The organism is Streptomyces sp. NPDC050534 (assembly GCF_044457745.1).
GTDB lineage: Bacteria > Actinomycetota > Actinomycetes > Streptomycetales > Streptomycetaceae > Streptomyces.
Genome location: NZ_JBITHF010000008.1, coordinates 77,420 through 99,703, shown reverse-complemented (window position 1 = coordinate 99,703; position 22,284 = coordinate 77,420). Strand labels below are relative to the sequence as shown.

20 protein-coding genes are annotated in these 22,284 nt (G+C 72.7%); 14 read left to right on the top strand and 6 right to left on the bottom strand.

Annotation, left to right across the window (positions count from 1 at the left end; all coding sequences use genetic code 11):
- Window positions 1-84 precede the first annotated feature (84 nt).
- From ACIBN2_RS25790 to ACIBN2_RS25750, 9 genes are all read left to right on the top strand, one after another.
- Window positions 85-1,377: a M16 family metallopeptidase gene (locus ACIBN2_RS25790; protein ID WP_399137608.1), complete on the top strand. Its 1,293-nt coding sequence runs from the start codon at window positions 85-87 to the stop codon at window positions 1,375-1,377.
- Complete coding sequence (locus ACIBN2_RS25785) at window positions 1,374-2,708, top strand: M16 family metallopeptidase (RefSeq protein ID WP_399137606.1); 1,335 nt, start codon at window positions 1,374-1,376, stop codon at window positions 2,706-2,708. Before ACIBN2_RS25790 ends, ACIBN2_RS25785 begins: the two co-directional genes overlap by 4 nt.
- Window positions 2,705-3,697: an LLM class flavin-dependent oxidoreductase gene (locus ACIBN2_RS25780; protein ID WP_399137604.1), complete on the top strand. Its 993-nt coding sequence runs from the start codon at window positions 2,705-2,707 to the stop codon at window positions 3,695-3,697. The genes ACIBN2_RS25785 and ACIBN2_RS25780 overlap by 4 nt, the downstream gene beginning before the upstream one ends.
- Window positions 3,690-4,316, top strand: coding sequence for a flavoprotein (locus tag ACIBN2_RS25775; protein ID WP_399137602.1), 627 nt, complete (start codon window positions 3,690-3,692; stop codon window positions 4,314-4,316). Before ACIBN2_RS25780 ends, ACIBN2_RS25775 begins: the two co-directional genes overlap by 8 nt.
- Window positions 4,313-5,299: a hypothetical protein gene (locus ACIBN2_RS25770; RefSeq protein ID WP_399137601.1), complete on the top strand. Its 987-nt coding sequence runs from the start codon at window positions 4,313-4,315 to the stop codon at window positions 5,297-5,299. The genes ACIBN2_RS25775 and ACIBN2_RS25770 overlap by 4 nt, the downstream gene beginning before the upstream one ends.
- Window positions 5,300-5,332: 33 nt before the next feature.
- Window positions 5,333-5,644 carry a hypothetical protein gene (locus ACIBN2_RS25765; protein WP_399137600.1) on the top strand — a complete coding sequence of 104 codons (312 nt, stop codon included), beginning with the start codon at window positions 5,333-5,335 and terminating at the stop codon, window positions 5,642-5,644.
- 1 nt (window position 5,645) lies between these two features.
- Window positions 5,646-7,448, top strand: coding sequence for an ABC transporter ATP-binding protein (locus tag ACIBN2_RS25760; RefSeq protein WP_399137598.1), 1,803 nt, complete (start codon window positions 5,646-5,648; stop codon window positions 7,446-7,448).
- 107 nt (window positions 7,449-7,555) lie between these two features.
- Window positions 7,556-8,449: a glycosyltransferase family 2 protein gene (locus ACIBN2_RS25755; RefSeq protein ID WP_399138221.1), complete on the top strand. Its 894-nt coding sequence runs from the start codon at window positions 7,556-7,558 to the stop codon at window positions 8,447-8,449.
- A 246-nt stretch (window positions 8,450-8,695) separates the two neighbouring features.
- Entirely contained in the window at window positions 8,696-11,899 is a 3,204-nt protein-coding gene (locus ACIBN2_RS25750; protein ID WP_399138219.1) for a BTAD domain-containing putative transcriptional regulator, read from the top strand.
- A 30-nt stretch (window positions 11,900-11,929) separates the two neighbouring features.
- On the opposite strand, the gene ACIBN2_RS25745 is transcribed toward ACIBN2_RS25750, so the two are convergent.
- From ACIBN2_RS25745 to ACIBN2_RS25735, 3 genes are all read right to left on the bottom strand, one after another.
- Window positions 11,930-13,618 (bottom strand): bifunctional 3'-5' exonuclease/DNA polymerase, encoded by a 1,689-nt coding sequence (locus ACIBN2_RS25745; protein WP_399137596.1) that lies wholly within the window; start codon window positions 13,616-13,618, stop codon window positions 11,930-11,932.
- 34 nt (window positions 13,619-13,652) lie between these two features.
- Window positions 13,653-14,384, bottom strand: a complete 732-nt coding sequence (locus ACIBN2_RS25740; protein ID WP_399137594.1) for a Clp protease N-terminal domain-containing protein — start codon at window positions 14,382-14,384, stop codon at window positions 13,653-13,655.
- Between the two features lie 75 nt (window positions 14,385-14,459).
- Window positions 14,460-15,086, bottom strand: a complete 627-nt coding sequence (locus ACIBN2_RS25735) for a LysE family translocator (RefSeq protein WP_399137593.1) — start codon at window positions 15,084-15,086, stop codon at window positions 14,460-14,462.
- A 6-nt stretch (window positions 15,087-15,092) separates the two neighbouring features.
- Between ACIBN2_RS25735 and ACIBN2_RS25730 the strand changes: the two genes are divergently transcribed.
- Window positions 15,093-16,388 carry a DUF2786 domain-containing protein gene (locus ACIBN2_RS25730; protein ID WP_399137590.1) on the top strand — a complete coding sequence of 432 codons (1,296 nt, stop codon included), beginning with the start codon at window positions 15,093-15,095 and terminating at the stop codon, window positions 16,386-16,388.
- Between the two features lie 21 nt (window positions 16,389-16,409).
- On the opposite strand, the gene ACIBN2_RS25725 is transcribed toward ACIBN2_RS25730, so the two are convergent.
- A complete protein-coding gene (locus ACIBN2_RS25725) occupies window positions 16,410-16,940 on the bottom strand; it encodes a DUF4232 domain-containing protein (RefSeq protein ID WP_399137589.1) in 531 nt (176 codons plus the stop codon).
- 93 nt (window positions 16,941-17,033) lie between these two features.
- Window positions 17,034-17,561, bottom strand: a complete 528-nt coding sequence (locus ACIBN2_RS25720) for a hypothetical protein (protein ID WP_399137587.1) — start codon at window positions 17,559-17,561, stop codon at window positions 17,034-17,036.
- A 481-nt stretch (window positions 17,562-18,042) separates the two neighbouring features.
- Here ACIBN2_RS25720 and ACIBN2_RS25715 point away from each other — a divergent pair, with 481 nt between their 5' ends.
- On the top strand, window positions 18,043-18,261 hold the full coding sequence (locus ACIBN2_RS25715; RefSeq protein ID WP_393867406.1) for a DUF397 domain-containing protein: 219 nt from the start codon (window positions 18,043-18,045) through the stop codon (window positions 18,259-18,261).
- A gap of 92 nt (window positions 18,262-18,353) precedes the next feature.
- Here the strand turns inward: ACIBN2_RS25715 and ACIBN2_RS25710 are convergent, their stop codons facing one another.
- Complete coding sequence (locus ACIBN2_RS25710; protein WP_399137586.1) at window positions 18,354-18,869, bottom strand: ATP-binding protein; 516 nt, start codon at window positions 18,867-18,869, stop codon at window positions 18,354-18,356.
- A gap of 333 nt (window positions 18,870-19,202) precedes the next feature.
- Here ACIBN2_RS25710 and ACIBN2_RS25705 point away from each other — a divergent pair, with 333 nt between their 5' ends.
- From ACIBN2_RS25705 to ACIBN2_RS25695, 3 genes are all read left to right on the top strand, one after another.
- Entirely contained in the window at window positions 19,203-20,027 is an 825-nt protein-coding gene (locus tag ACIBN2_RS25705; RefSeq protein WP_399138217.1) for a helix-turn-helix domain-containing protein, read from the top strand.
- Window positions 20,028-20,139: 112 nt separating this feature from the next.
- Window positions 20,140-21,600, top strand: a complete 1,461-nt coding sequence (locus ACIBN2_RS25700) for an aldehyde dehydrogenase family protein (RefSeq protein WP_399137584.1) — start codon at window positions 20,140-20,142, stop codon at window positions 21,598-21,600.
- A 114-nt stretch (window positions 21,601-21,714) separates the two neighbouring features.
- Window positions 21,715-22,263: a DinB family protein gene (locus ACIBN2_RS25695; protein ID WP_399137583.1), complete on the top strand. Its 549-nt coding sequence runs from the start codon at window positions 21,715-21,717 to the stop codon at window positions 22,261-22,263.
- Window positions 22,264-22,284 lie beyond the last annotated feature (21 nt).

The following is a 22,284-nucleotide window of genomic DNA, read 5'->3' as shown; positions in this document are numbered from 1 at the left end:
CTGAGCAGCGGCCCGGCGGCCGCAGGGAAAGAAACCAGAATCCCGGGTTTCTTTAGTCATGGAAACGGGGCCTACGTTGACCGCATGTCCCGACCCTCGCTGTACCGCTCGACGCTGCCCAATGGCCTTCGCCTGGTGGTGCAGCCGCTGGCCGGTGCTCCGTCCGTCGGCGTCGCCGTCCACTACGACGTCGGTTTCCGGTCCGAGCCGCCCGGCCGCACGGGGTTCGCCCATCTCTTCGAGCACGTCATGTTCCAGGGAAGCGAACACGTCGGCCCCGCCGACCACTTCCGGCTCGTGCAGGCGTCGGGCGGCACCGCCAACGGCTCGACCCACCAGGACCACACGGACTACTACCAGGTGGTGCCCGTCCAGGCCCTGGAACGCGTGCTGTTCCTGGAGGCCGACCGGATGCGGGCGCTCAGCATCACCGAGGAGACGCTGCGCACCCAGACGGCCGTGGTCAAGGAGGAGATCCGCCAGACGGTCACGGACCGGCCCTACGGCGGCTTCCCCTGGACCGTGCTGCCCGCGGTTCTTTACCGGACCCATCCCAACGCCCACAACGGCTACGGCGCGTTCGAGGACCTCGAGGCGGCGACCGTCGAGGAGTGCCAGGCGTTCTTCGACACCTACTACGCCCCCGGCAACGCGGTGCTGACCATCTGCGGGGACGTGGACCCGGACCGCGCCGCGGACCTGGTGGCGCGTCACTTCGGCCCCGTGCCCGCCCGCCCGGTGCCACCGCCGGTGGCCCTGTCCGAGCCGGTGCCGGACGGCCCGCGCCACGCCACGCACCACGACCCGCACGCCGCCCTCGCGGCCACCGCGATCGGCCATCGCATGCCGGACGCCGAGACCCGGCTGCCGGGCTACCTCGCGCACATGGTGCTGGCCGAACTCCTCACGGGCCGTGACACCTCCCGGCTCAAGCGCCGGCTGGTGCACGGCGACACGGCGGCCCCGGTGTCCGATGTCAGCGCGAGCTGCGGCCTGTTCGGGCCGCTGCGCGCCCGGAACCCGGAGACCTTCCTCCTGGTGGCGACCCACCCGAGGACGACGGACACCGACCGGCTGCTGGCGGAGGTCGACGCCGAGCTGGCCGGCCTGGCCTCGGCCGGCCCCCGCGAGGACGAACTCGCCCGCTCGCGCGCCCTGATCACCTCGGCCACCTGGCGGGGCTTCGACAACCTCGTCGCCCGCACGCGCGCCCTCGGCACCTGTGAACTGCTGTACGGCACCCCCGATCTCGTCGACGACCTCGGCGACCGCCTCGCGGCCGTAGGGGCCGAGGACGTGGCGGCCGCCGCGGCGGCCCTGCGCCCGCGCGAGCGCGCGGTGCTGTCCCTGATACCGGGCGGAGGCGACCCCCGATGATCCATGCCGCGCTGCTGCCCCCCGTCGGCCCCGTGCCGGAGCTGGTGCTGCCGCCGACGGCGGACGTACGGCTGCCGAGCGGGCTCCGTGTCGTCGCGCTGCGCCACGCGTCCATCCCGATGGCCGAACTGCGCCTGGCCGTACCGCTGGACGCGGTCAGTTTCCGTACGGCGGCCGTGCACGAACTGCTCGCCGCAACACTGCTGCACGGCACGGCGCGGCACGACCGGGAGTCGATCACGGACGGGCTGGCCAGGGACGGCGCCGTCCTGTCGGCCTCCCGCAGCTCCCGCTGGCTCGGCGTCTCCGGTTCGGGTCCGGCCGCCGCGCTGCCGGCCCTGCTCCGGGTGCTCGGCGAGTGCCTGGCCGGGGCCCGGCACGCGGACCCGGAGGTGCGGGCGGCGCGGGAACGTGCCGTGCGGCAGGTCGCCACCACCCGCCGGCAGCCGCACCTGCTCGCCTCCGAGGCGCTCATCGGCCACCTCTACGGCCCGATGCCGCGCATGACCGACGTCCCGCACGCGGCGGACCTCGCCGCCGTCACCGCCGAGGAGGTCCGCGCCGCGCACCGAGACGCCGTACGCCCCGACCGCGCGGTCCTCGTCCTCGTCGGCGACCTCGATCCGGTGCACGCGGCCGCCCTGGCCGCGCGGGCGCTGGGGGAGTGGCCCGCCGGGGGCTCCCTGCCTCCCCTCCCGCACGCGCCGGAGATCCCGCACATCCCGCACACGCCGGAGATCGGGCGCCCGGGTGTCGCGCGGATCCATCGCCCCGGCGCGGTCCAGTCGCAGATCCGGCTGGTACGGCCCGCGCTCGACCGCAACCATCCCGGATTCGCGGCGCTGACCCTGGCCAACATCGTCTTCGGCGGCTACTTCTCCTCCCGGCTCGTCGCCGACGTGCGCGAGCGGCACGGCCTCGCCTACCGCTGCGAGAGCGCCTTCCACGACCACCTCGACCGGCTGGTGATCTCGCTGGAGGCCGACACCGCCACCGCGTCGGCGGCCGGCACCCTGCGCCGGATGCGGCACGTGCTGCGCGGCATGGCCGAACGGCCGCCGAGCGAGGCCGAGACCGAGGCGGCCCGGCGCTACGTCACCGGCATGACCGCGCTGGCCACCTCCTCCCAGCAGGCCTGGGCGAGCACCCTGCTGCTGTCGATGACGCTCGGTCAGGAGCCGGACCGCATCGCGCACTTCCTCGACGAACTCGCCACCGTCACCACCGCCGACGTCGCGGCGGCGGCCGCACGGTTCTACGACCCGACCGACTACCACGGTGTCGTCCTCGGCGACACCGCACACCTCACGGAGACGGACACAGCCCTGTGAACCGGCAGCTGAACTCCCCGCACACCACGAGCGTCGTGTACCCGCTCCAGGCCTCCCAGGTCGGTCATGTCATGCCCTTCGCACGGCTGCTGGAGCGCCGTGGCAGCGGACGGCTGTGGCTGGGCCAGTCGCTGGGCGTCGAGACGCACCACGTGTTCGCCGCGCTCGCCGGGGCGGGCGTCCACATCCCGTTCGGCTCCTCGGTGGCCCTGTCGCCGCTGCGTCATCCCTACGACGCCGCCGTGCAGGCCCGTTCGATCGCGCAGCTGTCCGGGCTGCCGTTCGTGGCCGGCATCGGGCCGGGGTCGAAGGAGTTCCAGTCCGCGGTCCGGCCCGCCCCGCTGGCCAAGCCCGTCACGGCCGCCCGTGAGTACGTGCGGACCATGCGCGCCCTGATCGACGGCGAGACGGTGCACCAGGACTCCTGCGAGCACAGCACCCACGCCGTGTTCCCGGTCATGGACGCCCCGCCCGTCGAGTACGGCCTGGGCGTGCTGCGCCCCGCCATGGCCCGCGCCGCCGGAGAGGTCGCCGACGTCGCCATCACCTGGCTGACCCCGCCGCCGTACATCCGCGACGTGCTCGTCCCCGCCATGAAGGAGGGCGCCGCCCGCTCCGGGCGGCCGGTGCCCCGGGTGGCGACGGTGGTGCACGCGGCCGTGGACCGGCCCGGCCGCGACATCCCCGCCGTCGCGCTCGCGGCGGCCCGCGCCCACCTCAGTGCCGACCACTACACCGACATGCTGCGGCGGGCCGGCATCCCGGCGTACCCCTCGGACCCCGGGACCGGCGCCCGCCTGCTGGTGGAGTCCGGGACGTTCGTCGCCGGGACGCCGCAGGAGATCGCGGACGGCCTCGACCGGTACCGCGAGCACGGGGTCGACGAGGTCATCGTCAACGTCTGCGGCGTCCTCAACGCGCACGGACTCGGCGCCGCCGTCACCGATCTCACCCAGATCCTCACCGCCGTGGACGGCCGCCGTGCATGACGCCGCCTCCGCGCTGCCGTCCGCGGCACCGCCGTTCACCGGCCGCCGTCTCCTCTACGTCGGCACCGGCGCCCTGGGCGTGATGTTCATGCCGATGTGGCTGCACTGGCTGCGCACCTCCTACCCGGAGGTGGAGATACGGACCGTCGTCACCCGCTCCGCCACCCGCTTCGTGACCCCGACGACCCTGTCGGTGTTCGGCGGCCGGCCGCCCCAACTGGACGTGTGGGGCGAGGAACCGGAGACCACGGCGCCGCACGTCGAGCTTGCGCACTGGGCCGACACGGTCGTCGTGCACCCGGCCACCTTCCACTTCACCGGCCGCCTCGCCCTGGGCGTCGCCGACACCCCCACCCTGCTCGCCCTCCAGTGCACGGCCGCGCCCATCGTCCTGGCCCCGGCCCTTCCCCCGGGCGCGCTGACCTCCCCGGCCTGGCGGCAGCACGCCCGCACCCTCGCCGAACGCGCCAACGTCACGGTCGTGCCGCCCCACCAGGGCATCAGCATGACCACGGGCGAGCCCGGCGCCATGACCGCCGCGACCCTCACCGAGGTGATCCCGGCCGTCGAGGCACTGCGCGCCCGGCTCGCCGGACACCCCGGCGGGGAGCGGGCATGACGGCGGGCCCGTCCGCCGGCTTCCCGGCCGGCCTGACCGGCGCCCGCCTCGTGGACTCCTTCGCCACCGGCTACCAGCGCACCGCCGTGCACCGGCCCGCGGACGGCTCGTACCTGTGGGTGCGCAGCGCCGGCGCCGACCGGCCGGTACCGCTCACCGGCCCCGGAGCGTGGGCGCGGCGCCGGGTGGCCGCGCCGCGCGCGGAAGGCATCCGGGTCGCCCTGCCCGACGAACTCCCCGGCGCCCTCCTCTACACCGCGTACGGAGCGGAGTCGGCGGCCAAGCTGCTGTGGACCGAGCTCCCGCCCGCGCGCCGCGACCGGCTCACCGCCGCCCTGCACGCCACCGGGCGACTGCTGCGCACCCTGCACGACGTCTCGTCCGACGCGCCGCCCGCCGAGATCACCGGCCGGACCGGTCCTCCGGGACCCGCCCGGCTCGCCGCCTGGATGGACACCGGCACCGGCCCGCGCGCCGCGGCGCGGCTGCACGGCTTGCTGCGCGAACGCTTCGGCCCGCGCCGCTGGGCGGCCGTACGGTCCTGGTGCGCCGAACTGGCCGAGCGGGCGCCCGGGGACGTACTGCTGCACGGGGCGCCGAGCACCGGGTCCGTGATCGTCGCCGACCAGCGGCTCGTGTCCGCCGACGCCGTACTGCTGGCCGGCGAGGACCTCGCTCCCGGCCCGGCCGCCTTCGATGCCGGGTGGCTGCTCGGCGAGTTCCTGGAACTGCGGATGACGGACACCCGCAAGGGTGCCCGGCCCCGGCCCCTGCTGACCGACTTGCCGGCGGCCTTCCTCGACGGGTACGGCGACGTCGGCGACCCGGTGGCCGCCGGCCGCGCCGCCGTCCTGCGCATCGTCACGCACGCCCACGACTTCGCCGCCTACATGGGCTGGCACCCCGAACTCGGGCTCTACGCCGACGCGTTGCCCGCGTACGTCGACGGCGAGGGAACCGCCGCCCTCAACGGCACCTCCTGACCCCCGACGACACCACCGACGAAAGGATCCGTCATGCGCACCACCCGCCACCTCAACCTCGTGGTCCTGCACGACCTCGACGACGCCCGCACCGCCGTCGAGGAGGCCCTGGCGCAGGCGGACGCCACCGAGGCGCCCGGACTCAGGAAGGCGCTGACCCTGATCGACGCCGCCGCCCGCGGCGACGAGGACATGAAGATCCGCTGGGCCCGCCAGGCCCTGGAGCGGGCCGGGGTGGCCGCGGGGGACACCTCCACCCGGGCGATCAAGGAGCTGCGCCGGGCGGCCCCGCAACTCGGTCTCGCCGAGGCCGTCGAGCTGGTCACGCTGGCGGCGAAGCACTGACATGGCCCGACGCGACGCCCCGCCCGCCCCCGCCGCCCAGGCCGTCCGCCTCGGCGCCGACATCGTGCACGGAAACCGGCTCCAGCTCGCCGTGGCCCTGCTGCTCGCCCTCGCCTCGACCGCGGGCACGCTGGGAGTGCCACTGATCATGAAGGACGTGATCGACGCCTTCGCCCGCGACGAGTCGATCACCGTCCCGGCGCTGGAGCTGGCGGGAGTGGCGCTGGGCGCCGCGCTGGCCTCCGCCGGATCGGGCTATCTGCTCGCCAGGATCGGCGAGTTCATGCTGCTGCGGCTGCGCCGGCGGGTCATGGCCCACACCCTCGCCCTGCCCCTGGGCACCGTACGGATCCAGGGCGCCGGAAACCTGGTCGCGCGGGTCACCTCCGACGCACTGCTGCTGCGCGCCGTCATCGACGTCGGCCTGGTCCAACTGCCGCTCGCCGTACTGACGGTGGCGTCCACCCTGGCCATCATGGCCGTCCTCGACTGGATGCTGGTGCTGGTCGCCGTGGCGGCGTTCGCCGTCGCCGGAGCGGCGATCGGGTTCGTGGTCGTCCGCGTCAAGCGCAACGTGGTCGACCAGCAGGAGGCCATCGGCGGCCTCGCCCAGCGCTTCACCGCCCATCTCGCCGCCCTCGCGACCATCAAGGCGTACCGCTCGGAGGGGAAGTCGGCCGAGCGGCTCGGCGAGGACGCGGCGCAGCTGACCGGCACCTCGCTGACCGGGGCCCGGCTCCAGTCCCTGATCGGGCCCGTGATGGGGCTCGGCCAGCAGATCGCCCTGGTGTCCGTGATCGTCGGCGGCGGCGCGCGCATGGCGCACGGCCACCTGACCGCACCGGACTTCGCGGCGTTCCTGCTCTATCTGCTCCAGCTCGTCACACCGGTCACCATGGTCGCCACCGGCATCGGCCGCCTCCAGGCCGGACTCGCCGCCAAGGCGCGCTTCGGCGAACTGCTCGCGCTGCCCCGGGAGAACGACGACGACACGGCGAGCGGGGCGCCGGTCCCCGAGCCCGTGCCCGGCCGCCCCGCGGTCGCCTTCCACGAGGTGGGCTTCTCCTACGCCGGGTCACTCGCACCCCCCGTCCTGACCGGACTGAGCTTCACCGCGCCCCGCACCGGCCTGACCGCACTCGTCGGCCCCTCCGGCGCCGGCAAGTCCACCGCCCTGACCCTGATCGACCGGTTCGCGCCCGCCGGCACCGGCCGCATCGAGGTGCTCGGGCACGACGTCCGGGCCTGGCCGCTGCCCGAGCTGCGCCGTCGCGTCACCTACGTGGACCAGCAGTTCACGCTGCTGGAGGGGTCCGTACGGGACAACCTGCAGCTCGGCCGGTACCGGCCGCCCGCCGAGGAGGAGCTGACGGCGGCCCTGGACGCGGTGGGCCTGCGCGAGGACGTCGCGGCGCTGCCGGACGGACTCGACACCGTGCTCGGTCGCGAGAACGACCTGTCCGGCGGCCAGCGCCAGCGGCTCGCCCTGGCCAGGGCGCTGCTCACCGACGCGGAGATCGTCCTGCTCGACGAGCCCACCTCGCAGCTGGACAGCATCAACGAACTCCGCTTCCGGCACGTGGTGGAGGAGCTGTCGGCCACCCGGGCGGTTCTGGTCGTCGCCCATCGCCTGTCCACCGTGCGTCACGCCGACCACGTGGTGATGCTCGACTCCGGCACCGTGCTCGACGCCGCCACCCACCCCGAACTCATGGCCCGCTGCGCCCCGTACCGCGAACTGGTCACCACCCAGGCCCTCGCCTCCGACGACTCCCCGGCCGCGGCACCCGCAGGGACGGCCTGAGATCGATTTGGTCCACGAACCGGCGTCCTCAAGAAGTCCTTACCGTTAACGGCTAGCATCGCGGCCGGAGTTGCCGGCGGCCAGGATGGGGTGAGGGCATGGGGGACCTGCGAGCGCCGAGGATCGCCGTCGCGGTGGTGACCATGGGAAACCGGCCCGACGAGGTCGACGCCCTGCTGGAGTCCGTGGCCAAGCAGGATGTCGCCCCCACGCGGATCGTGGTCGTCGGGAACGGCTGCCCGCTGCCCGACCTCGCCGAGCGGCTGTCGCTGCCGGGCGAGGTCACCCTCCTCGAACTCGACGAGAACCTCGGCTGCCCGGGCGGACGCAACCAAGCGCTGTCCCAGCTCAGGGAGTTCGGGGACGTCGACGTCGTCGTGGAGCTGGACGACGACGGCCTTCTCGTCGACGCCGACGTACTGCGCCGGGTACGGGACCTGTTCGCGGCCGACCCGAAACTCGGCATCGTCGGCTTCCGCATCGCGGACGAGCACGGCGAGACCCAGCAGCGGCACGTGCCGAGGCTCGGCGCCTCCGACCCCATGCGGGGCGGCTACGTCACCGGCTTCCTCGGCGGCGGCCACGCCCTCAGGACGGCCATGCTCGACGAGATCGGCGACTGGCCCGCCCGGTTCTTCTTCGCCCACGAGGAGACCGACCTGGCCTGGCGCGCCGCCGACGCCGGCTGGCGCATCCTGTACGCGCCGGAACTCCTGCTGCAGCACCCGAAGACCTCACCCGCCCGGCACGCCATCTACTACCGCGTGACCGCCCGGAACCGGGTCTGGCTGGTCCGCCGACGCCTCCCGCTCCCGCTCATCCCCGTCCACCTGGGCGTCTGGACGCTGCTCACCCTGGTGCGGACCCGCTCGCGCGCGGGGCTGCGGGCCTGGCTCGGCGGTTTCGTGGAGGGCCTGCGGGAGCCGGCCGGCGAACGGCGGCCGATGCGATGGCGGACGGTGTGGCGGCTGTCGCGGCTGGGGCGCCCGCCGGTGGTCTGACGCCGACAGGGCGAGGGAGCGGACTGGGGTCCCGGTCGTTCACCTCCGCCGACCGGGACCCTTTGACGTCCCCGGATCCGGCCGCGGCGGCGTCACTCCCCCGAGTTGCGCGTCGTACGCGCGCACCCCCGGGCCAGATCCGATGAAGTGATCACATCAGGCCGCACCAACGGATCGCTAACATGTGGCCAACGGTTCTCCCTTCAAGCGGAAATCCGCCAGGGACAAGGGAAGGCAGTGGACGGCGTGAGGCGGTACGAGCCGCGGTTCGGACTGCTGGGGCCACCCGTTCTCTACGACGTTCCCGACGCCGCCGAGAGCGATGGCGCCGGTGACGGCAGCGACGGCAGCGACGGCAGCGACGGCAGTGAGGTCGGCGGGGACGGCCGGGCCGACGCGGCCCGGCCGGGAAGCGCCGTGGTGCGAACCGTCGGCAGTCCCAAGGTCCGCACCCTGCTGGCGGCCCTGCTCCTCGAAGCCGGCCGCGTCGTCTCCGTCGAGTCGCTCAAGGACGCGCTCTGGACCGGGGCGCCGCCCGCGTCCGCGCACGCCTCGCTGCACAACCACGTGGCCCGTCTGCGCAGGCTGCTCGACGATCCGGACCGGCTGCGGGCGGTGCCGCCCGGCTATGTGCTGCGGGTCGAGCAGGGCGAGCTGGACGTGCACGTCTTCGAACGCCATCTCGCCGCGGCCCGCGGCGCCCGCGCCGCCCGCAACCGGGAGCGCGTCGTCCGGGAGTGCACGTCCGCGCTGGCACTCTGGCGGGGCACCCCGCTCAGCGGCCTTCCCCCGGAGTTCGGCGGCCACGCGTTCACGCAGCGCCTGAAGGAGGCCCGCCTCCTTCTCCTGGAATGGCGCTACGACGCGGAACTGGCCATGGACGACGCCCGGCTGGACGCCATCGTCCCCGAACTGTCCGCCCTGACCGCCGAACACCCCCTGCGCGAGGCTTACCACCGCCAGCTGATGCTCGCCCTCCACCGCACCGGCCGCCAGGCGGAGGCCCTGGCGGTCCACCGGGACCTACGCGCCCGTCTGCGGGAAGAACTCGGTGTGGAACCGGGCCAGTCGGTGAGACGGGCACACGCGGAGGTACTGAAGGAAACCGAGCCTCAGGTCGATCAACGCGCGGCCGCCGACGGCGAGAACCCCCCACAGCGGCCACCCGCACCCGGCACCGACACCCGCACAGGTGGTGCGGGTGGGAACCCCGACCCGGCCGAAGGCCGGGTGCCCACCCAAACCACCCCCGCTCCCGCTCAACTCCCCCCACCCCCACCGAACTTCACCGGCAGAACAACAGAACAACCCACCCTGCAGCACACCCTCCTCACCCGCCGGAACCACGTAGTGATCAGCGGTATGGCGGGCGTGGGCAAAAGCGCCCTCGCCCTGCACACCGCACACCAGATCCGCGCCCGCTTCCCCGACGGCCAGCTCTACCTCAACCTCCACGGCGCCACCCCCGGCATGACCCCCCTCACCGCCGCCCAGTCCCTCACCGCGCTGCTGAGAGACCTGGGCACGGAGCCCCGCCACATCCCCGAACACCCCGACGCGGCAGCCGCGTTGCTGCGCAGCAAGCTCGCCCCCACCCGCACCCTTCTGCTCCTCGACGACGCCGCGAACGCCGCCCAGGTACGCCCCCTGCTGCCGGCCGGTCCCGGATGCGCCGTGATCATCACGAGCCGCTCGCCCCTGACCACCCTCGACGGTGCTCGCCGCTTCCCGCTCACCCCGCTGAGCGACGAGGAGAGCGCCGCCCTGCTGAGAGCGGCCTCCGGCCGCGACACCCTGCACGCCGCCCACCCTCTCGTCGCCCTGACCGGCCGCCTCCCTCTCGCCCTGCGCATCGTCGCCGCCCGCCTCGCCGCCCGGCACGCGCTCACCCCGGACGTACTCGCCCACCAACTGGCCGCCACCGGTGGCCGGTTGCACCACCTCGAATACGACGACCTGAGCGTCCGCCGCTCCCTGGCCGTCGCCCACGACGCACTCGCCGCCTCGGAACGCGAGGCCGACCGCGACGCAGCCCTCGTCCTGCGCGGCATCGGCGCCCTCGACCTGCCCGCCTACGGCGCCCCCTTGCTCGCCCACCTCGTCGGCATCGACGCGCGCCGCGCCGAGGCCGCGCTGGACCGGCTCGTCGACGTGGCCCTCCTGGAGGAGACCGCGTACGGCCGTTACGCCCCTCACGATCTGGTCCGCGACTTCGCCCGCGAACTCGCCGCGGGAGCCGGCGACGATGATGCCGCGTTGCCCTGGTACGCCGCCGTCGCCGAACTCGTCCTCACCTCGATCGTGGAACCCGGCCTCGACCACGACGACCGCCGCCGCCCGACCGCGGCCCAGCCCCCGGACCACGCGAGGCTCGTCGCCGCCCTCCCCGCCTTCGACTGCCCTGAACAGGCCTTCGCCTGGGGCGACATGGAGCTCCCGAACGTCATCACCCTGGTCGAGCGCCACGTGGACGACATGGATGAGGCGGCCGACGTGGACGAGACAGAGGCCAGGGACGGCGCAGACGGCGGGGACGACGCAGACGGCACCGGCACCCGCAGTGCCGCCCGCATCTCCACACTGATCCGCCTCTTCTTCCCGTACGTGCAGCGCAGCGGCCGCGTCGCCGAGATGGAGGTGCTCGGCCGGGCCGCCCTTCGCGTGGCACGGCGCCTCGGTGACGAGGCCGCCGAGGCGTACGCGCTGGGCGACCTCGCCGGCCTGCACTTCCTGACCGGACAGCAGAGCGAGGCCCTCGCCCTCAACGACCGGGCGCTCACGATCTGGCGCCGGCTCGGCCACGTCTCCCGGCTGCGCCGCTGCCTCAACAACCGCGGCCTGCTGCTCGAAGGACTCGGCCGTTACGAGGAGTCGGGGCGGGCCCTGCGCCAGAGCCTGGAGTATTCGCGGCAGTTGAACGACCCCCAGGGCGAGGCCGTGACCCACAGCCACCTCGGCAACCTGTACGAGCACACCGACCCGCGGGCCGCGATCGAGCAGCACCGGCGCTCGCTCGCGATCGGTGACGAGATCGGCGCCGTGATCGTGCAGCACTCCGCGCACTGCAACATCGGCTACGCCCACCTCACCCTCGGTGAACCGGCCGCCGCCGTACCCCACTTCGAGGAGAGCCTGCGCATCCTCGGGGGTCACGGCGACTGGCACGGTGAGTCGCAGACCCGGCTCGGCCTGGTGCGGGCGCTGCGGCTGCTCGGCCGTACGGAGCGGGCCGGCGAGGAGTGCGCGGAGCTGCTCCGCCGCGCGGACGCACGGGCCGACCGCTACACCGGCGGTCTCGCCCGCCACCAGCGCGGACTCCTGCTGCGGGAGCGGGGATGCGGCGAGGAGGCGTACGCGGAATGGCGCGGCGCCCTCGACGCGCTGGACGGGACGGACGAGAAGACGGTGGTGGCGGAGCTGAAGGAGCTGCTGGCCACGGCGGACGTCTGAGCGCCACCTCCAACTCGACGCCGTCGTACGTCACTTCGCGTCGGCATAGCACTCCACCACCGCGGTCGTGAACGGAAAGCGCACCGGCGTCTGCCCGAACGTCAGCCGGCCCGCCAGCTCCGCAGCCTCCCGGATGGCCTTCACCACGGCCTCCGACTCTTCCTCGGGGCAGTGCACGATCACCTCGTCGTGCTGGAAGAAGACCAGCTCGGCCGTCATGTCCGCGCAGGTCTGCCGCAGCGCGGCGAGCAGCAGCAGGGCCCAGTCGGCCGCGCTGCCCTGGACGACGAAGTTGCGCGCGAAGCGGCCGCGGGCGCGGGTGTTCGTCGAGGCGTAACCCGGCACCCACTCGTCACCGGCGGGCGTCCGGTCCGGGTCGTCCTGCGGGATGCCGGCCTCCTCGACGGCGTCGCCCGACCCGGCCGCCGGCGGGCATGTCCGCCCCAGCCAGGTCCGCACGAGCCGCCCCTCCTCGCCCGCGCGCGCCGCGTCGTCGACGTACGCCACCGCCTTGGGGAAGCGTCGTCTGAGCGCGGCGAGGTTCTTCAGGCCGTCGCCCGAGGTCTGGCCGTAGACCGCGCCGAGCACGGCGAGCTTGGCCTGCGCGCGGTCGCCGGAGAAGGCCCGGTCGGAGACGGACTGGTAGAGGTCGGTCTCGCGGCCGGCGACCTCCATCAGCCCCGGGTCGCGGGAGATGGCCGCCAGCACGCGCGGCTCCATCTGGTCGGCGTCCGCGACGACGAGCCGCCAGCCGGGGTCGGCGACCACCGCGCGCCGGATGACCTTGGGGATCTGCAGGGCGCCCCCGCCGTTGGTGACCCAGCGCCCCGTCACGGTCCCGTGCGCGAGGAACTCGGGCCTGAACCGCCCGTCCCGCACCCAGTCCTGCAGCCAGGACCAGCCGTGGGCGACCCAGATGCGGTACAGCTTCTTGTACTCCAGCAGCGGCTTCACGGCCGGGTGGTCGAGGGACTCGATCTCCCAGCGCCGGGTCGACCTGACCTTGATCCCGGCCTGCGTGAACGCCTTGACGACGTCCGCGGGCAGATCCGGCCGCACCCGCCGGCCGAAGGCGGCGGACACCTCGTCCGCCAGCTCTGCGAGGCGCCGGGGTTCGCCACCGCCCGCGTACCGCTCGCCGAGCAGTTCGTGCAGCACCCGGCGGTGCACCTCGGCGCTCCACGGCAGCCCCGCGCGGTTCATCTCGGCGGCGACCAGCATGCCCGCCGACTCGGCCGCGGTCAGCAGCCGCATCCGGTCGGGGTGCTCGGCCGCGTCGTGCCGTCGCTGCTGCCCGGCGTAGACGTCGACGAGGTCGGGCAGCGGGAGGTGCACGGCCTGCGGCTCGAAGAGGGAGGACTGCGCGCCGGGCTCGGCGGCACGCAGGGGCGGGTCGGGCGGCACGGGGCCGCCGCGCAGCCGGGCCAGGGCGGCGGCCGCCGAGCGGGGCTCGCCGTACCGCCCCTCGTGGCCGAGCAGGAGGGTCTCGGCGTCCTCGACGTCGTAACACCGCTCGACCCGCACCCCCGTGGCGAGCAGACGCGGATACACCTCGGCCGTGGACCGCCACACCCAGCGCGCGACGTCCGGCCGTGCCCGCACGGCCGTCGCGAGGTCGGGCTCCCACCGGACCGGTCCGGCGAGCAGCCCGTCCGGGCCGAGGGGGGCGATCTCCACGCCACCGTCCTCGGCCGGAGCGAGCGCCCAGCGGTCGGTCATGCTGCGAGTGTCGCAGGGGGGTCTGACAACGGCGTCAGCCCTGCGTGGGCGGGGGCTGCAGATACCCCTCCAGCGCCTTGGCGAGCTCGGCCTCGACCGCCTGCTTCGCCAGGCCGAGGCCGGCCAGCACTCCCGAGCCGTGCTCGAACTCCAGCAGGGCCAGCAGGATGTGCTCGGTGCCGACGTAGTTGTGACCGAGGCGCAGCGCCTCCCGGAAGGTGAGCTCCAGGACCTTCTTGGCGTCGGAGGAGTACGGGACCAGTTCGGGGGCCTCGTCGGCGCCCGGCGGGAGCGCGGTGGTCGCGGCCTCGCGCACGGCGTCGAGGGTGACGCCCTGCAGGACGATCGCCTTGGCGGCCAGTCCCTCCGGTTCGGCGAGCAGGCCGATGACCAGGTGGGCCGGGGCGACCTCGGTGTTACGGACTTCCTTGGCCTCGTTGTGCGCGGTCATCACCACGTTGCGGGCGCGCGGCGTGTAGCGGCCGAAGCCCTGGTTCGGGTCGAGACCCGACTCCTTGGGCACGAAGCGCTTCTGCGCCGCCTGCCGGGTGACGCCCATGCTCTGGCCGATGTCCGTCCAGGACGCTCCGGAGCGCCGGGCCTGGTCCACGAAGTGGCCGATCAGGTGGTCGGCCACCTCACCGAGGTGGTCGGCGGCGATGACCGCGTCCTGGAGCTGGTCGAGGGGTTCGGAGTGAACCTTCTTGATGGCCGCGATGAGGTCGTCGAGGCGTACGGATGACGTGATGCCGGGGTTGGTCGTCATGTGTCAACCGTAGGTTGACAGATGCTCACTGTCAACCGGCAGTTGACAGTGGATCGCCTCCACGCACGCGTGCCGTCACTTCGGCGAGGCCGCCAGCCGCACCGCCAGCCCCGTGAAGACCGTCCCGCTGAAGACGTTCAGCCCGCGCGCCACCCGCCGGCTGCGGCGCAGCAGCGCGGAGAGCCGCCCGGAGAGCAGGCCGATCGAGCCGTCCACGCCGAACCCCATGACCGTGATCGTCAGCCCGAAGACCAGGAACTGCTCGCGAACATGGCCAAGAGAGGGGTCCACGAACTGCGGCAGGAAGGAGACGTTGAAGAGGATCACCTTCGGGTTGAGCAGATTGGTGACGGCCCCCTGCCAGAAGGCGCGCCGTCGCCCGGGCCCCGCCGGCGGCCCCTCCTCCACCGGCACCGCACGGTCCCGGAAGGCCTTGACCGCGAGATACAGGAGATAGGCCGCGCCCGCCCAGCGCAGCACGTGGTACAGCGTCGGCAGCGCCAGGAACAGCGCCGACAGACCGAGCGCGGCGGCGACCGTGTGCACGAACATCGCGCAGGCCACGCCGAACGCGGCCAGCACTCCGGTCCTGGGCCCGCCCCGTCCGCCCATCGCCACGATGAACATCATGTCGGGGCCGGGAGTGATGCAGAGCGCGAAGGCGGCGACGAGGAAGGCCGCGTACGAAGACATGTCCACCATGCGCCCATGCTGGAACCGGCCGTGCGCGGTGGCGACCGAATTTCGGGGAGTGGGACGAGGCCGGGAAACCCGTGTGAGGCCCGGCCGCCCGGTCCCGTTGTCGGTGCCGCGTGGCACGATCGACGGGTGAGCAGCACTGCGCCCAGCATCGTCGACAGCGCCTTCGGGGCCGCCCTGTACGCCGAGACAGACACCGCCCTCGACACGGGCGCCTCCCTGCTGGCCGCGGACCCGTCGGCCGACGCCGAACTCGCCCGACGCGGGCGGGAGTTCGTGGCGACGGCCTGGCAGCGCGGCTGGCAGCCCGCCGACGTCGTACGGATCGTGCGGCGCGAGCTGGACGACGTGCACGTACGGCTGGCGGCGGCACTGATCCACGCGCAGGCGCCGTACGACGGCCCGCGCGGCCCCCGCTGGCAGGCGCAGCTGGACGACCTCACCGCCGAAGCCGAGGCGCCCGGGGCCGCCGCGACCTCCGAGAGCACCGGGGCCGTCGCCGCCCCACCCGGCACCGACCGCTTCTCGCACGCGACCACCGTGCTGGAGCTGTACCGCCTGCTGCTGCGCCTGCCGGCGCTCGAATCCCTCGACGAGCCCACGCACCGGCCCGGTCCCGCGTCCGGCCGCGGTACCGAGTCCCGCATGCTCACCCGCATCCGCGCGCTGCTCGCCAAGGCGGAGGCGACCGGTTTCCCGGAGGAGGCGGAGGCGCTGTCCGCCAAGGCCCAGGAGCTGATGGCCCGGCACAGCATCGACGAGGCGCTGCTCGCGGCCCGGGCGCCGTCCGCGTCGGCACCCGGCGCCTGCCGCATCGGCGTCGAGGCGCCGTACGAACAGGCCAAGGCGGTGCTGCTGGACGCGGTCGCCACCGCCAATCACTGCCGCGCGGTGTGGAACGAACCGCTGGGCTTCTCCACCGTCGTCGGCTTCGAGGCCGACCTGGAGGCGGTCGAGCTGCTCCACACCTCACTCCTGGTGCAGGCCACGGCCGCCATGACGAAGGCGGAGGCGGCCCAGCGCGCGGGCGGCCGCAAACGCACCAAGACCTTCCGGCAGTCCTTCCTCGCGGCCTACGCCCACCGGATAGGCACGCGCCTGGCGGCGGCCGCCGAGACGCAGGTGACCGACGATCTGCTCCCGGTGCTGGCCTCCCGCGAGGTCGCGGTCACCGACCGCACGGACCGCCTGTTCCCGCACACGACCACGAGCCGCCTGCGCGGGGTGAACGACACGGCGGGCTGGACCGAGGGCGCGCAGGCCGCGGACCGGGCCCGGGTCGGGACCCGGCCGCGGCTCCCCTGAGCCGGGTGGGACGGGCGCGCGTCAGTCGCCGGCCTGCTGGAAGGCGGTCACCGAGGCGTTCGGCCGGTCCGCGCCGCCCTTGAGGGCCACATCGCCGTACGACCATGTGATGCCGTGCGCGGCGGAGGAGCCGGGCAGGCTGAACTTGGCCGTCTTGACCGCGAGGCTCTGCTTGCCGCCCGCCTCGCCGCGGACGTAGGTGATCGTGAAGGAGGCGGTCGCGTTCTTGGCGAGGGTCAGCTTCTGGGCCTTGGCGGCCTTGTCGGACGGGACGGTGCTCGTGGTGTCGCCCGCCTGCAGACGGACGGCCGGGAAGCCGTTCAGGGTGCACTTCGAGCCGTTGTTGGTGATCGTGACGGTGACGTCGCCGGAGTCGCCGGCGGTGGGGGCGGCGCTCGCCCCGACCTGCACGCCGACGCCGTCGAGCGTGCAGGCGTCGCCGGTCTTGGCGGCCTTGCCGTTGCTGCCGTCGTCACCGCCGTTGCCGTTGTCGCAGGCGGAGAGAAGGAGGGCCGCGGCGAGAGCGGCGACGGCGATGGGGGTGGCGCGCATAAGGGTCCTCTGGTGCTCTGCGGCGTGACGCCGGTGATCGCGTGCACCGATCATCACGCACGCGCGCGTGGGGCGCTCGCGCGCCCCCGGCGGCTACTGCCCGAGGCTCGCCGTCGGCAGGCCCGTCGGCAGCGTGCCGCCCTTCGACCGGGTGTACGTCTCCTTGCCGACACTGCCCGACCAGGTGATCTGCATCGCGCTCTTCGACACGGAGTCGACCATCCCCGTGGCCCGGCCCTTGTCGCCGTCCGCGCAGGTCAGGTGGATCATCCGCATACCGGACTGCTTGCCGGCGCTACCGCTGCACACGGTGCCGCCCGTGGAGAAGAGCCCGGCCTGCTTGCCGTTGATCACCAGCGCGACGGCCTTCCCGCCGGTCGTGGCGAGCCAGCTGCCCTGAAGGTCGTCGGACGCGCCGGCGGTCCCGCCGGTGTTCCCACCCGTGTCCGCGGTCGTGGTCGAAGAGGCGGAGGGGCTGGACGAGGAGTCGTCCTTGGAGCCGCCACCGCCGCTGCACGCGCTCAGTACGAGCGTGCCCACCAGCCCCGCGGCCGCCGCCGCGATCCGCACCTGCCGACGCGACACCCTGCGAGAGGAACGCGTGAACATCGCCGAAGTCACTGAAAGCTCCCAAGCTGTTGCAGGCGGTGGCCGAACGCTCCGGCCCGCGACCGAAACGTGCGCAGCAAGCTACCAGCAGCACCCACCGGCCCCATGGGGAGCGCCTGTGAGGTTTGGCGGGAGGACTTGCGTGCGCCGAGGAGGACGGCAGTTGAACATTGGAACAGGAACGGCGCCGTACGCGTCTGTCTTTAATGCACGAGGGATTCGGCCCGGACGACCCGGCGCAACTGACGGCGCGCAGGATCATGGGTGGCGGCCTGCGGTCGCATGCCCTGCAGGCATCGGGGCAGACGCTGAAGAGGCCAGGTAAAGCGCTCGCCAAAGCTGTAACCGCAGGACCACCCCGCGTGCACGTGCATCTGCTCATGCATCTGCACGTGAACACGGCTATGATCCGGACAGTTGACCTCTGCATCAATGGCCACATGGCCACCGCACCACCGGGGAGCGACCTGTGGACCGCGACGCGTACAACGGCATGACAGCCACGGAGCTGAACGGGGTGGCCTGGCAGAAGAGCCGGCACAGCAACTCGCAGGGTTCCTGCGTGGAGTTCGCGAGACTGCCCGGCGGCGAGGTGGCCGTGCGCAACTCGCGGTTCCCCGACGGTCCGGCGCTCGTCTACACGCGCGCGGAGATCGAAGCGATGCTCCTGGGCATCAAGGACGGCGAGTTCGACCACCTGATAGCAGGCTGACCGCCGCGTACCCACGGGGCAACTCGGGGCAACCGGCTCTTTACGGACTGTGACGCGCGTAGAACCCGGGCGTCGAACGACGCCCGGGTGCACTATTCGGCGGACTGCGGCCGGGTCGCGTGCGGTAGCCGGAACAGCGCCCAGACGACCTTGCCGCCCAGCGTGCCCGCCATCGGATGCCAGCCCCAGCCGTCGGCGAAGGAGTCGACCAGGAAGAGCCCGCGGCCCGACTCCGCCGAGAAGTCGTCCGCCTCGCGGGCGACCGGGCTGGCCTCGCTCGGGTCGCGCACCGCGCACACCAGCCGCTCGGTCCACCGCATCAGGTGCAGTCGTACCGGCGGGCTCTGGTCCGCGCCGCACAGGGTGCCGGCCGGCAGGCCGTGCCGCAGGGAGTTGGTGACGAGCTCGGAGACGACCAGGCACACGTCGTCGAAGCGCTCGCCTATGTCCCACTGGTCGAGGGTTCTGCGGGTGAAGCGCCTCGCCTCACGCACCGCCTCGTACCGGGCGGGAAGGGCGCAGGATGCGGCGTTGGACACGGCCGTGAGGTCAAGCGGCGGAAGGCCCTGCCGTAACGGCTCGAGCATGGTCGATCCATTCGTCCCCATGCGAGGCACTCCCGGGAATTCGCGGTCGTTGCGATGCAGCGGTGGCGCGAGACCATGGTTTCGGATGCGCGGTGCAGATGCAAGGTGCAGATGCACGTGCACGTGACCGAATTGGACGTGCCCGTACCGCTTGTTGGCCATTTTTTCCGCCATCTTCTCTCCCTCTGGTTGCCATCTCCTTCCCTTCTCCTGTGCGGAATCTTTGACTTCTTTCCTTCTCTGTAATCGGACGAGTACTGCTCGAAGTGTTTTAGTGGCAGACTCTGGCCCCTGAAGCGGTTGGGGAGGCTGGCGAACGTGAGCGTGGGAGAGCCCGGATCGGTGGTGCGGCGCATGCTGCTCGGCTCGCAACTCAGGCGGCTGCGCGAGGCGCGCGGGATCACCCGCGAGGCAGCGGGTTACTCGATCCGCGCCTCCGAATCCAAGATCAGCCGGATGGAACTGGGCCGCGTGAGCTTCAAGACGCGTGACGTGGAAGACCTGTTGACGCTCTACGGCATCACGGACGAGCAGGAGCGCGCCCAGCTCGTCTCCCTCGCCCGCGAGGCCAACGTCACGGGCTGGTGGCACAGTTACTCCGACGTCCTGCCGACCTGGTTCCCCACCTATGTGGGCCTGGAGGGCGCGGCGCACCTGATCCGCGCCTACGAGGTGCAGTTCGTGCACGGCCTGCTGCAGACCGAGGCGTACGCGCGCGCGGTCGTGAGGCGGGGCATGAAGGGCGCGAGCGGCGCCGACATCGAGAAGCGCGTGGCGCTGCGCCTCGAGCGGCAGAAGCACCTCGTCTCCGAGCACGCCCCCGAGTTCCACGTCGTCCTGGACGAGGCCGCCCTGCGCCGGCCCTACGGCGACCGCGAGGTGATGCGCGGCCAGCTCCAGCACCTGATCGAGATCTCGGAACGGCCCAACGTACGGCTGCAGGTCATGCCGTTCGGCTTCGGCGGCCACTCGGGCGAGAGCGGCGCGTTCACGCTGCTCAGCTTCCCCGAGTCCGACCTGTCGGACGTCGTGTACCTGGAGCAACTCACCAGCGCGCTCTACCTGGACAAACACGAGGACGTCGTCCAGTACGAGAAGGCGCTCAAGGAGCTCCAGCAGGACAGTCCCGGACCGGACGAGAGCCGCGATCTGCTCCGGGGTCTCCTCCAGCTCTCCTAGAGTTCTCCCCAGAAGATTGCGGAGCGTCCCCAACTCACCTGTGTCACCAGTACGATGACGTGTGATCAGACCGTGACGTCGCTCGTCTGTCTGCTAGTGATTTGGGGATCACATGTCGTCCTACTTCACCGACCTGGCCCAGCAGTACATCGACGGTGAGTGGCGCCCGGGTACCGGCTCCTGGGACATCATCGACTTCAACCCGTACAACGGCGAGAAGCTGGCGTCGATCACCATAGCCACGGTCGACGAGGTCGACGAGGCGTACACCGCGGCCGCCCGCGCCCAGAAGGAGTGGGCGAGGACCAATCCGTACGCGCGCCGGGCGGTCCTGGAGAAGGCCCTCAGACTGATCGAGGAGCGCGAGCAGGAGATCGCCGAGGTGATCATCGCCGAGCTCGGCGGCACCCGGCTGAAGGCCGGCTTCGAACTCCACCTGGCCAAGGAGTTCCTGCGCGAGTCGATCCAGTGGGCGCTGCGCCCCGAGGGCAAGATCCTCCCGTCGCCGGTGGACGGCAAGGAGAACCGCCTCTACCGCGTGCCGGTGGGGGTCGTGGGCGTCATCAGCCCCTTCAACTTCCCCTTCCTGCTGTCCCTCAAGTCGGTCGCCCCGGCCCTCGCGCTCGGCAACGGCGTGGCGCTGAAGCCGCACCAGAACACCCCGATCACCGGCGGCTCCCTGGTCGCGAAGATCTTCGAGGACGCGGGTCTGCCGGGCGGTCTGCTGAACGTCGTCATCACCGACATCGCCGAGATCGGCGACGCCTTCATCGAGCACCCGGTCCCGAAGGTCATCTCCTTCACCGGCTCCGACAAGGTCGGCCGCCATGTGGCCACCGTCTGCGCCTCGCACTTCAAGCGCTCGGTCCTCGAACTCGGCGGCAACAGCGCGATCGTGGTCCTCGACGACGCCGACATCGACTACGCGGTCGACGCCGCGGTCTTCAGCCGGTACGTCCACCAGGGTCAGGTCTGCATGGCCGCCAACCGCGTGCTCGTGGACCGCAGCATCGCCGAGGAGTTCACCGAGAAGTTCGTCGCCAAGGTCAGGACGCTCAAGGCCGGCGACCCGAGCGACCCGCAGACCGTCATCGGCCCGGTCATCAACTCCTCGCAGGCGGACGCCATTTCGGCCACCGTCGAGCAGGCGATCGCCGAGGGAGCGACGGCCCTGGTGCACGGCACGACCACCGAGAACCTGGTCGAGCCCTCCGTCCTGACCGGCGTCCCCGCCGACTCGGCCCTGCTCCGGCAGGAGGTTTTCGGCCCGGTCGCCTTCCTCATCCCCTTCGACGGCGAGGAGGAGGCGGTCGGCCTCGTCAACGACACGCCGTACGGCCTGAGCGGCGCCGTCCACACGGGCGACGTCGAGCGCGGCGTCGCCTTCGCCAAGCGGATCGACACCGGGATGTTCCACGTCAACGACGGCACCGTCCACGACGAGCCGCTCGTTCCCTTCGGCGGCGAGAAGAGCTCGGGTGTGGGCCGGCTGAACGGCGAGTCGACCGTCGAGTGCTTCACCACGCTGAAGTGGATCTCGGTGCAGCACGGCCGGAGCGGATTCCCCTTCTAGTCCGCTTCCGGTCCCGCGGCTTCTAGGACGGCACCTGTCCTAAACGACCCGTAGCTTCGTCGGTGTCAGGGGGAGCACCCAGCCCCCGCAGCACCCGACGAAAGGCGGCCGGTCATGGTCACTCACGTTTCCGCGGAAGCTCAGGGCGACGAGCGCGGAGCGCTGCTCGCGTTCATCGAGGAGCAGCGCGGCGGTATCCGGCGCGCCCTGCTCGGGCTGACCGAGGAGCAGGCCGCGAGCAGGCCCAGCGCGAGCGAGCTGTCCCTGTCCGGCCTGCTCAAGCATGTGGCCGAGGTCGAGCAGGGCTGGATCGCGCGGGCCAGGCAGGAGCCGCCGGCGATCCGGCGGGACGCGTCCAACTGGCACGAGACGTTCCAGCTCGTCGACGGCGAGACCGTGGAGTCGCAGCTCGCGTACTGGGAGAAGGTCACCGCCGAGACCGAGGCGTACATCCGCTCCGTGCCGAGCCTCGACGACACCTTCCCGCTGCCGGACGAGCCCTGGTTCCCGCCGGAGGGCCGCGTCTCCGTGCGCTGGCTCTGCCTGCACCTGATCCGCGAGACCGCGCGGCACGCCGGACACGCCGACATCATCCGCGAGTCCCTGGACGGCGCCACCGCCTTCGAGCTGGTGGCCAGGGAGCAGGGCACGGGCCGGGGCTGACCTCCCGGGTCCTACGCTGGC

What these genes read in the sequence shown, in the direction of transcription:
- ACIBN2_RS25790 (WP_399137608.1), top strand. Translation starts at nt 85, where the DNA reads ATGTCCCGACCCTCGCTGTACCGCTCGACGCTGCCCAATGGCCTTCGC.
- ACIBN2_RS25785 (WP_399137606.1), top strand. Translation starts at nt 1,374, where the DNA reads ATGATCCATGCCGCGCTGCTGCCCCCCGTCGGCCCCGTGCCGGAGCTG.
- ACIBN2_RS25770 (WP_399137601.1), top strand. Translation starts at nt 4,313, where the DNA reads ATGACGGCGGGCCCGTCCGCCGGCTTCCCGGCCGGCCTGACCGGCGCC.
- ACIBN2_RS25765 (WP_399137600.1), top strand. Translation starts at nt 5,333, where the DNA reads ATGCGCACCACCCGCCACCTCAACCTCGTGGTCCTGCACGACCTCGAC.
- ACIBN2_RS25760 (WP_399137598.1), top strand. Translation starts at nt 5,646, where the DNA reads ATGGCCCGACGCGACGCCCCGCCCGCCCCCGCCGCCCAGGCCGTCCGC.
- ACIBN2_RS25745 (WP_399137596.1), bottom strand. Translation starts at nt 13,618, where the DNA reads ATGACCGACCGCTGGGCGCTCGCTCCGGCCGAGGACGGTGGCGTGGAG.
- ACIBN2_RS25740 (WP_399137594.1), bottom strand. Translation starts at nt 14,384, where the DNA reads ATGACGACCAACCCCGGCATCACGTCATCCGTACGCCTCGACGACCTC.
- ACIBN2_RS25735 (WP_399137593.1), bottom strand. Translation starts at nt 15,086, where the DNA reads ATGGTGGACATGTCTTCGTACGCGGCCTTCCTCGTCGCCGCCTTCGCG.
- ACIBN2_RS25730 (WP_399137590.1), top strand. Translation starts at nt 15,093, where the DNA reads ATGCTGGAACCGGCCGTGCGCGGTGGCGACCGAATTTCGGGGAGTGGG.
- ACIBN2_RS25725 (WP_399137589.1), bottom strand. Translation starts at nt 16,940, where the DNA reads ATGCGCGCCACCCCCATCGCCGTCGCCGCTCTCGCCGCGGCCCTCCTT.
- ACIBN2_RS25715 (WP_393867406.1), top strand. Translation starts at nt 18,043, where the DNA reads ATGACAGCCACGGAGCTGAACGGGGTGGCCTGGCAGAAGAGCCGGCAC.
- ACIBN2_RS25710 (WP_399137586.1), bottom strand. Translation starts at nt 18,869, where the DNA reads ATGGGGACGAATGGATCGACCATGCTCGAGCCGTTACGGCAGGGCCTT.
- ACIBN2_RS25705 (WP_399138217.1), top strand. Translation starts at nt 19,203, where the DNA reads ATGCTGCTCGGCTCGCAACTCAGGCGGCTGCGCGAGGCGCGCGGGATC.
- ACIBN2_RS25700 (WP_399137584.1), top strand. Translation starts at nt 20,140, where the DNA reads ATGTCGTCCTACTTCACCGACCTGGCCCAGCAGTACATCGACGGTGAG.
- ACIBN2_RS25695 (WP_399137583.1), top strand. Translation starts at nt 21,715, where the DNA reads ATGGTCACTCACGTTTCCGCGGAAGCTCAGGGCGACGAGCGCGGAGCG.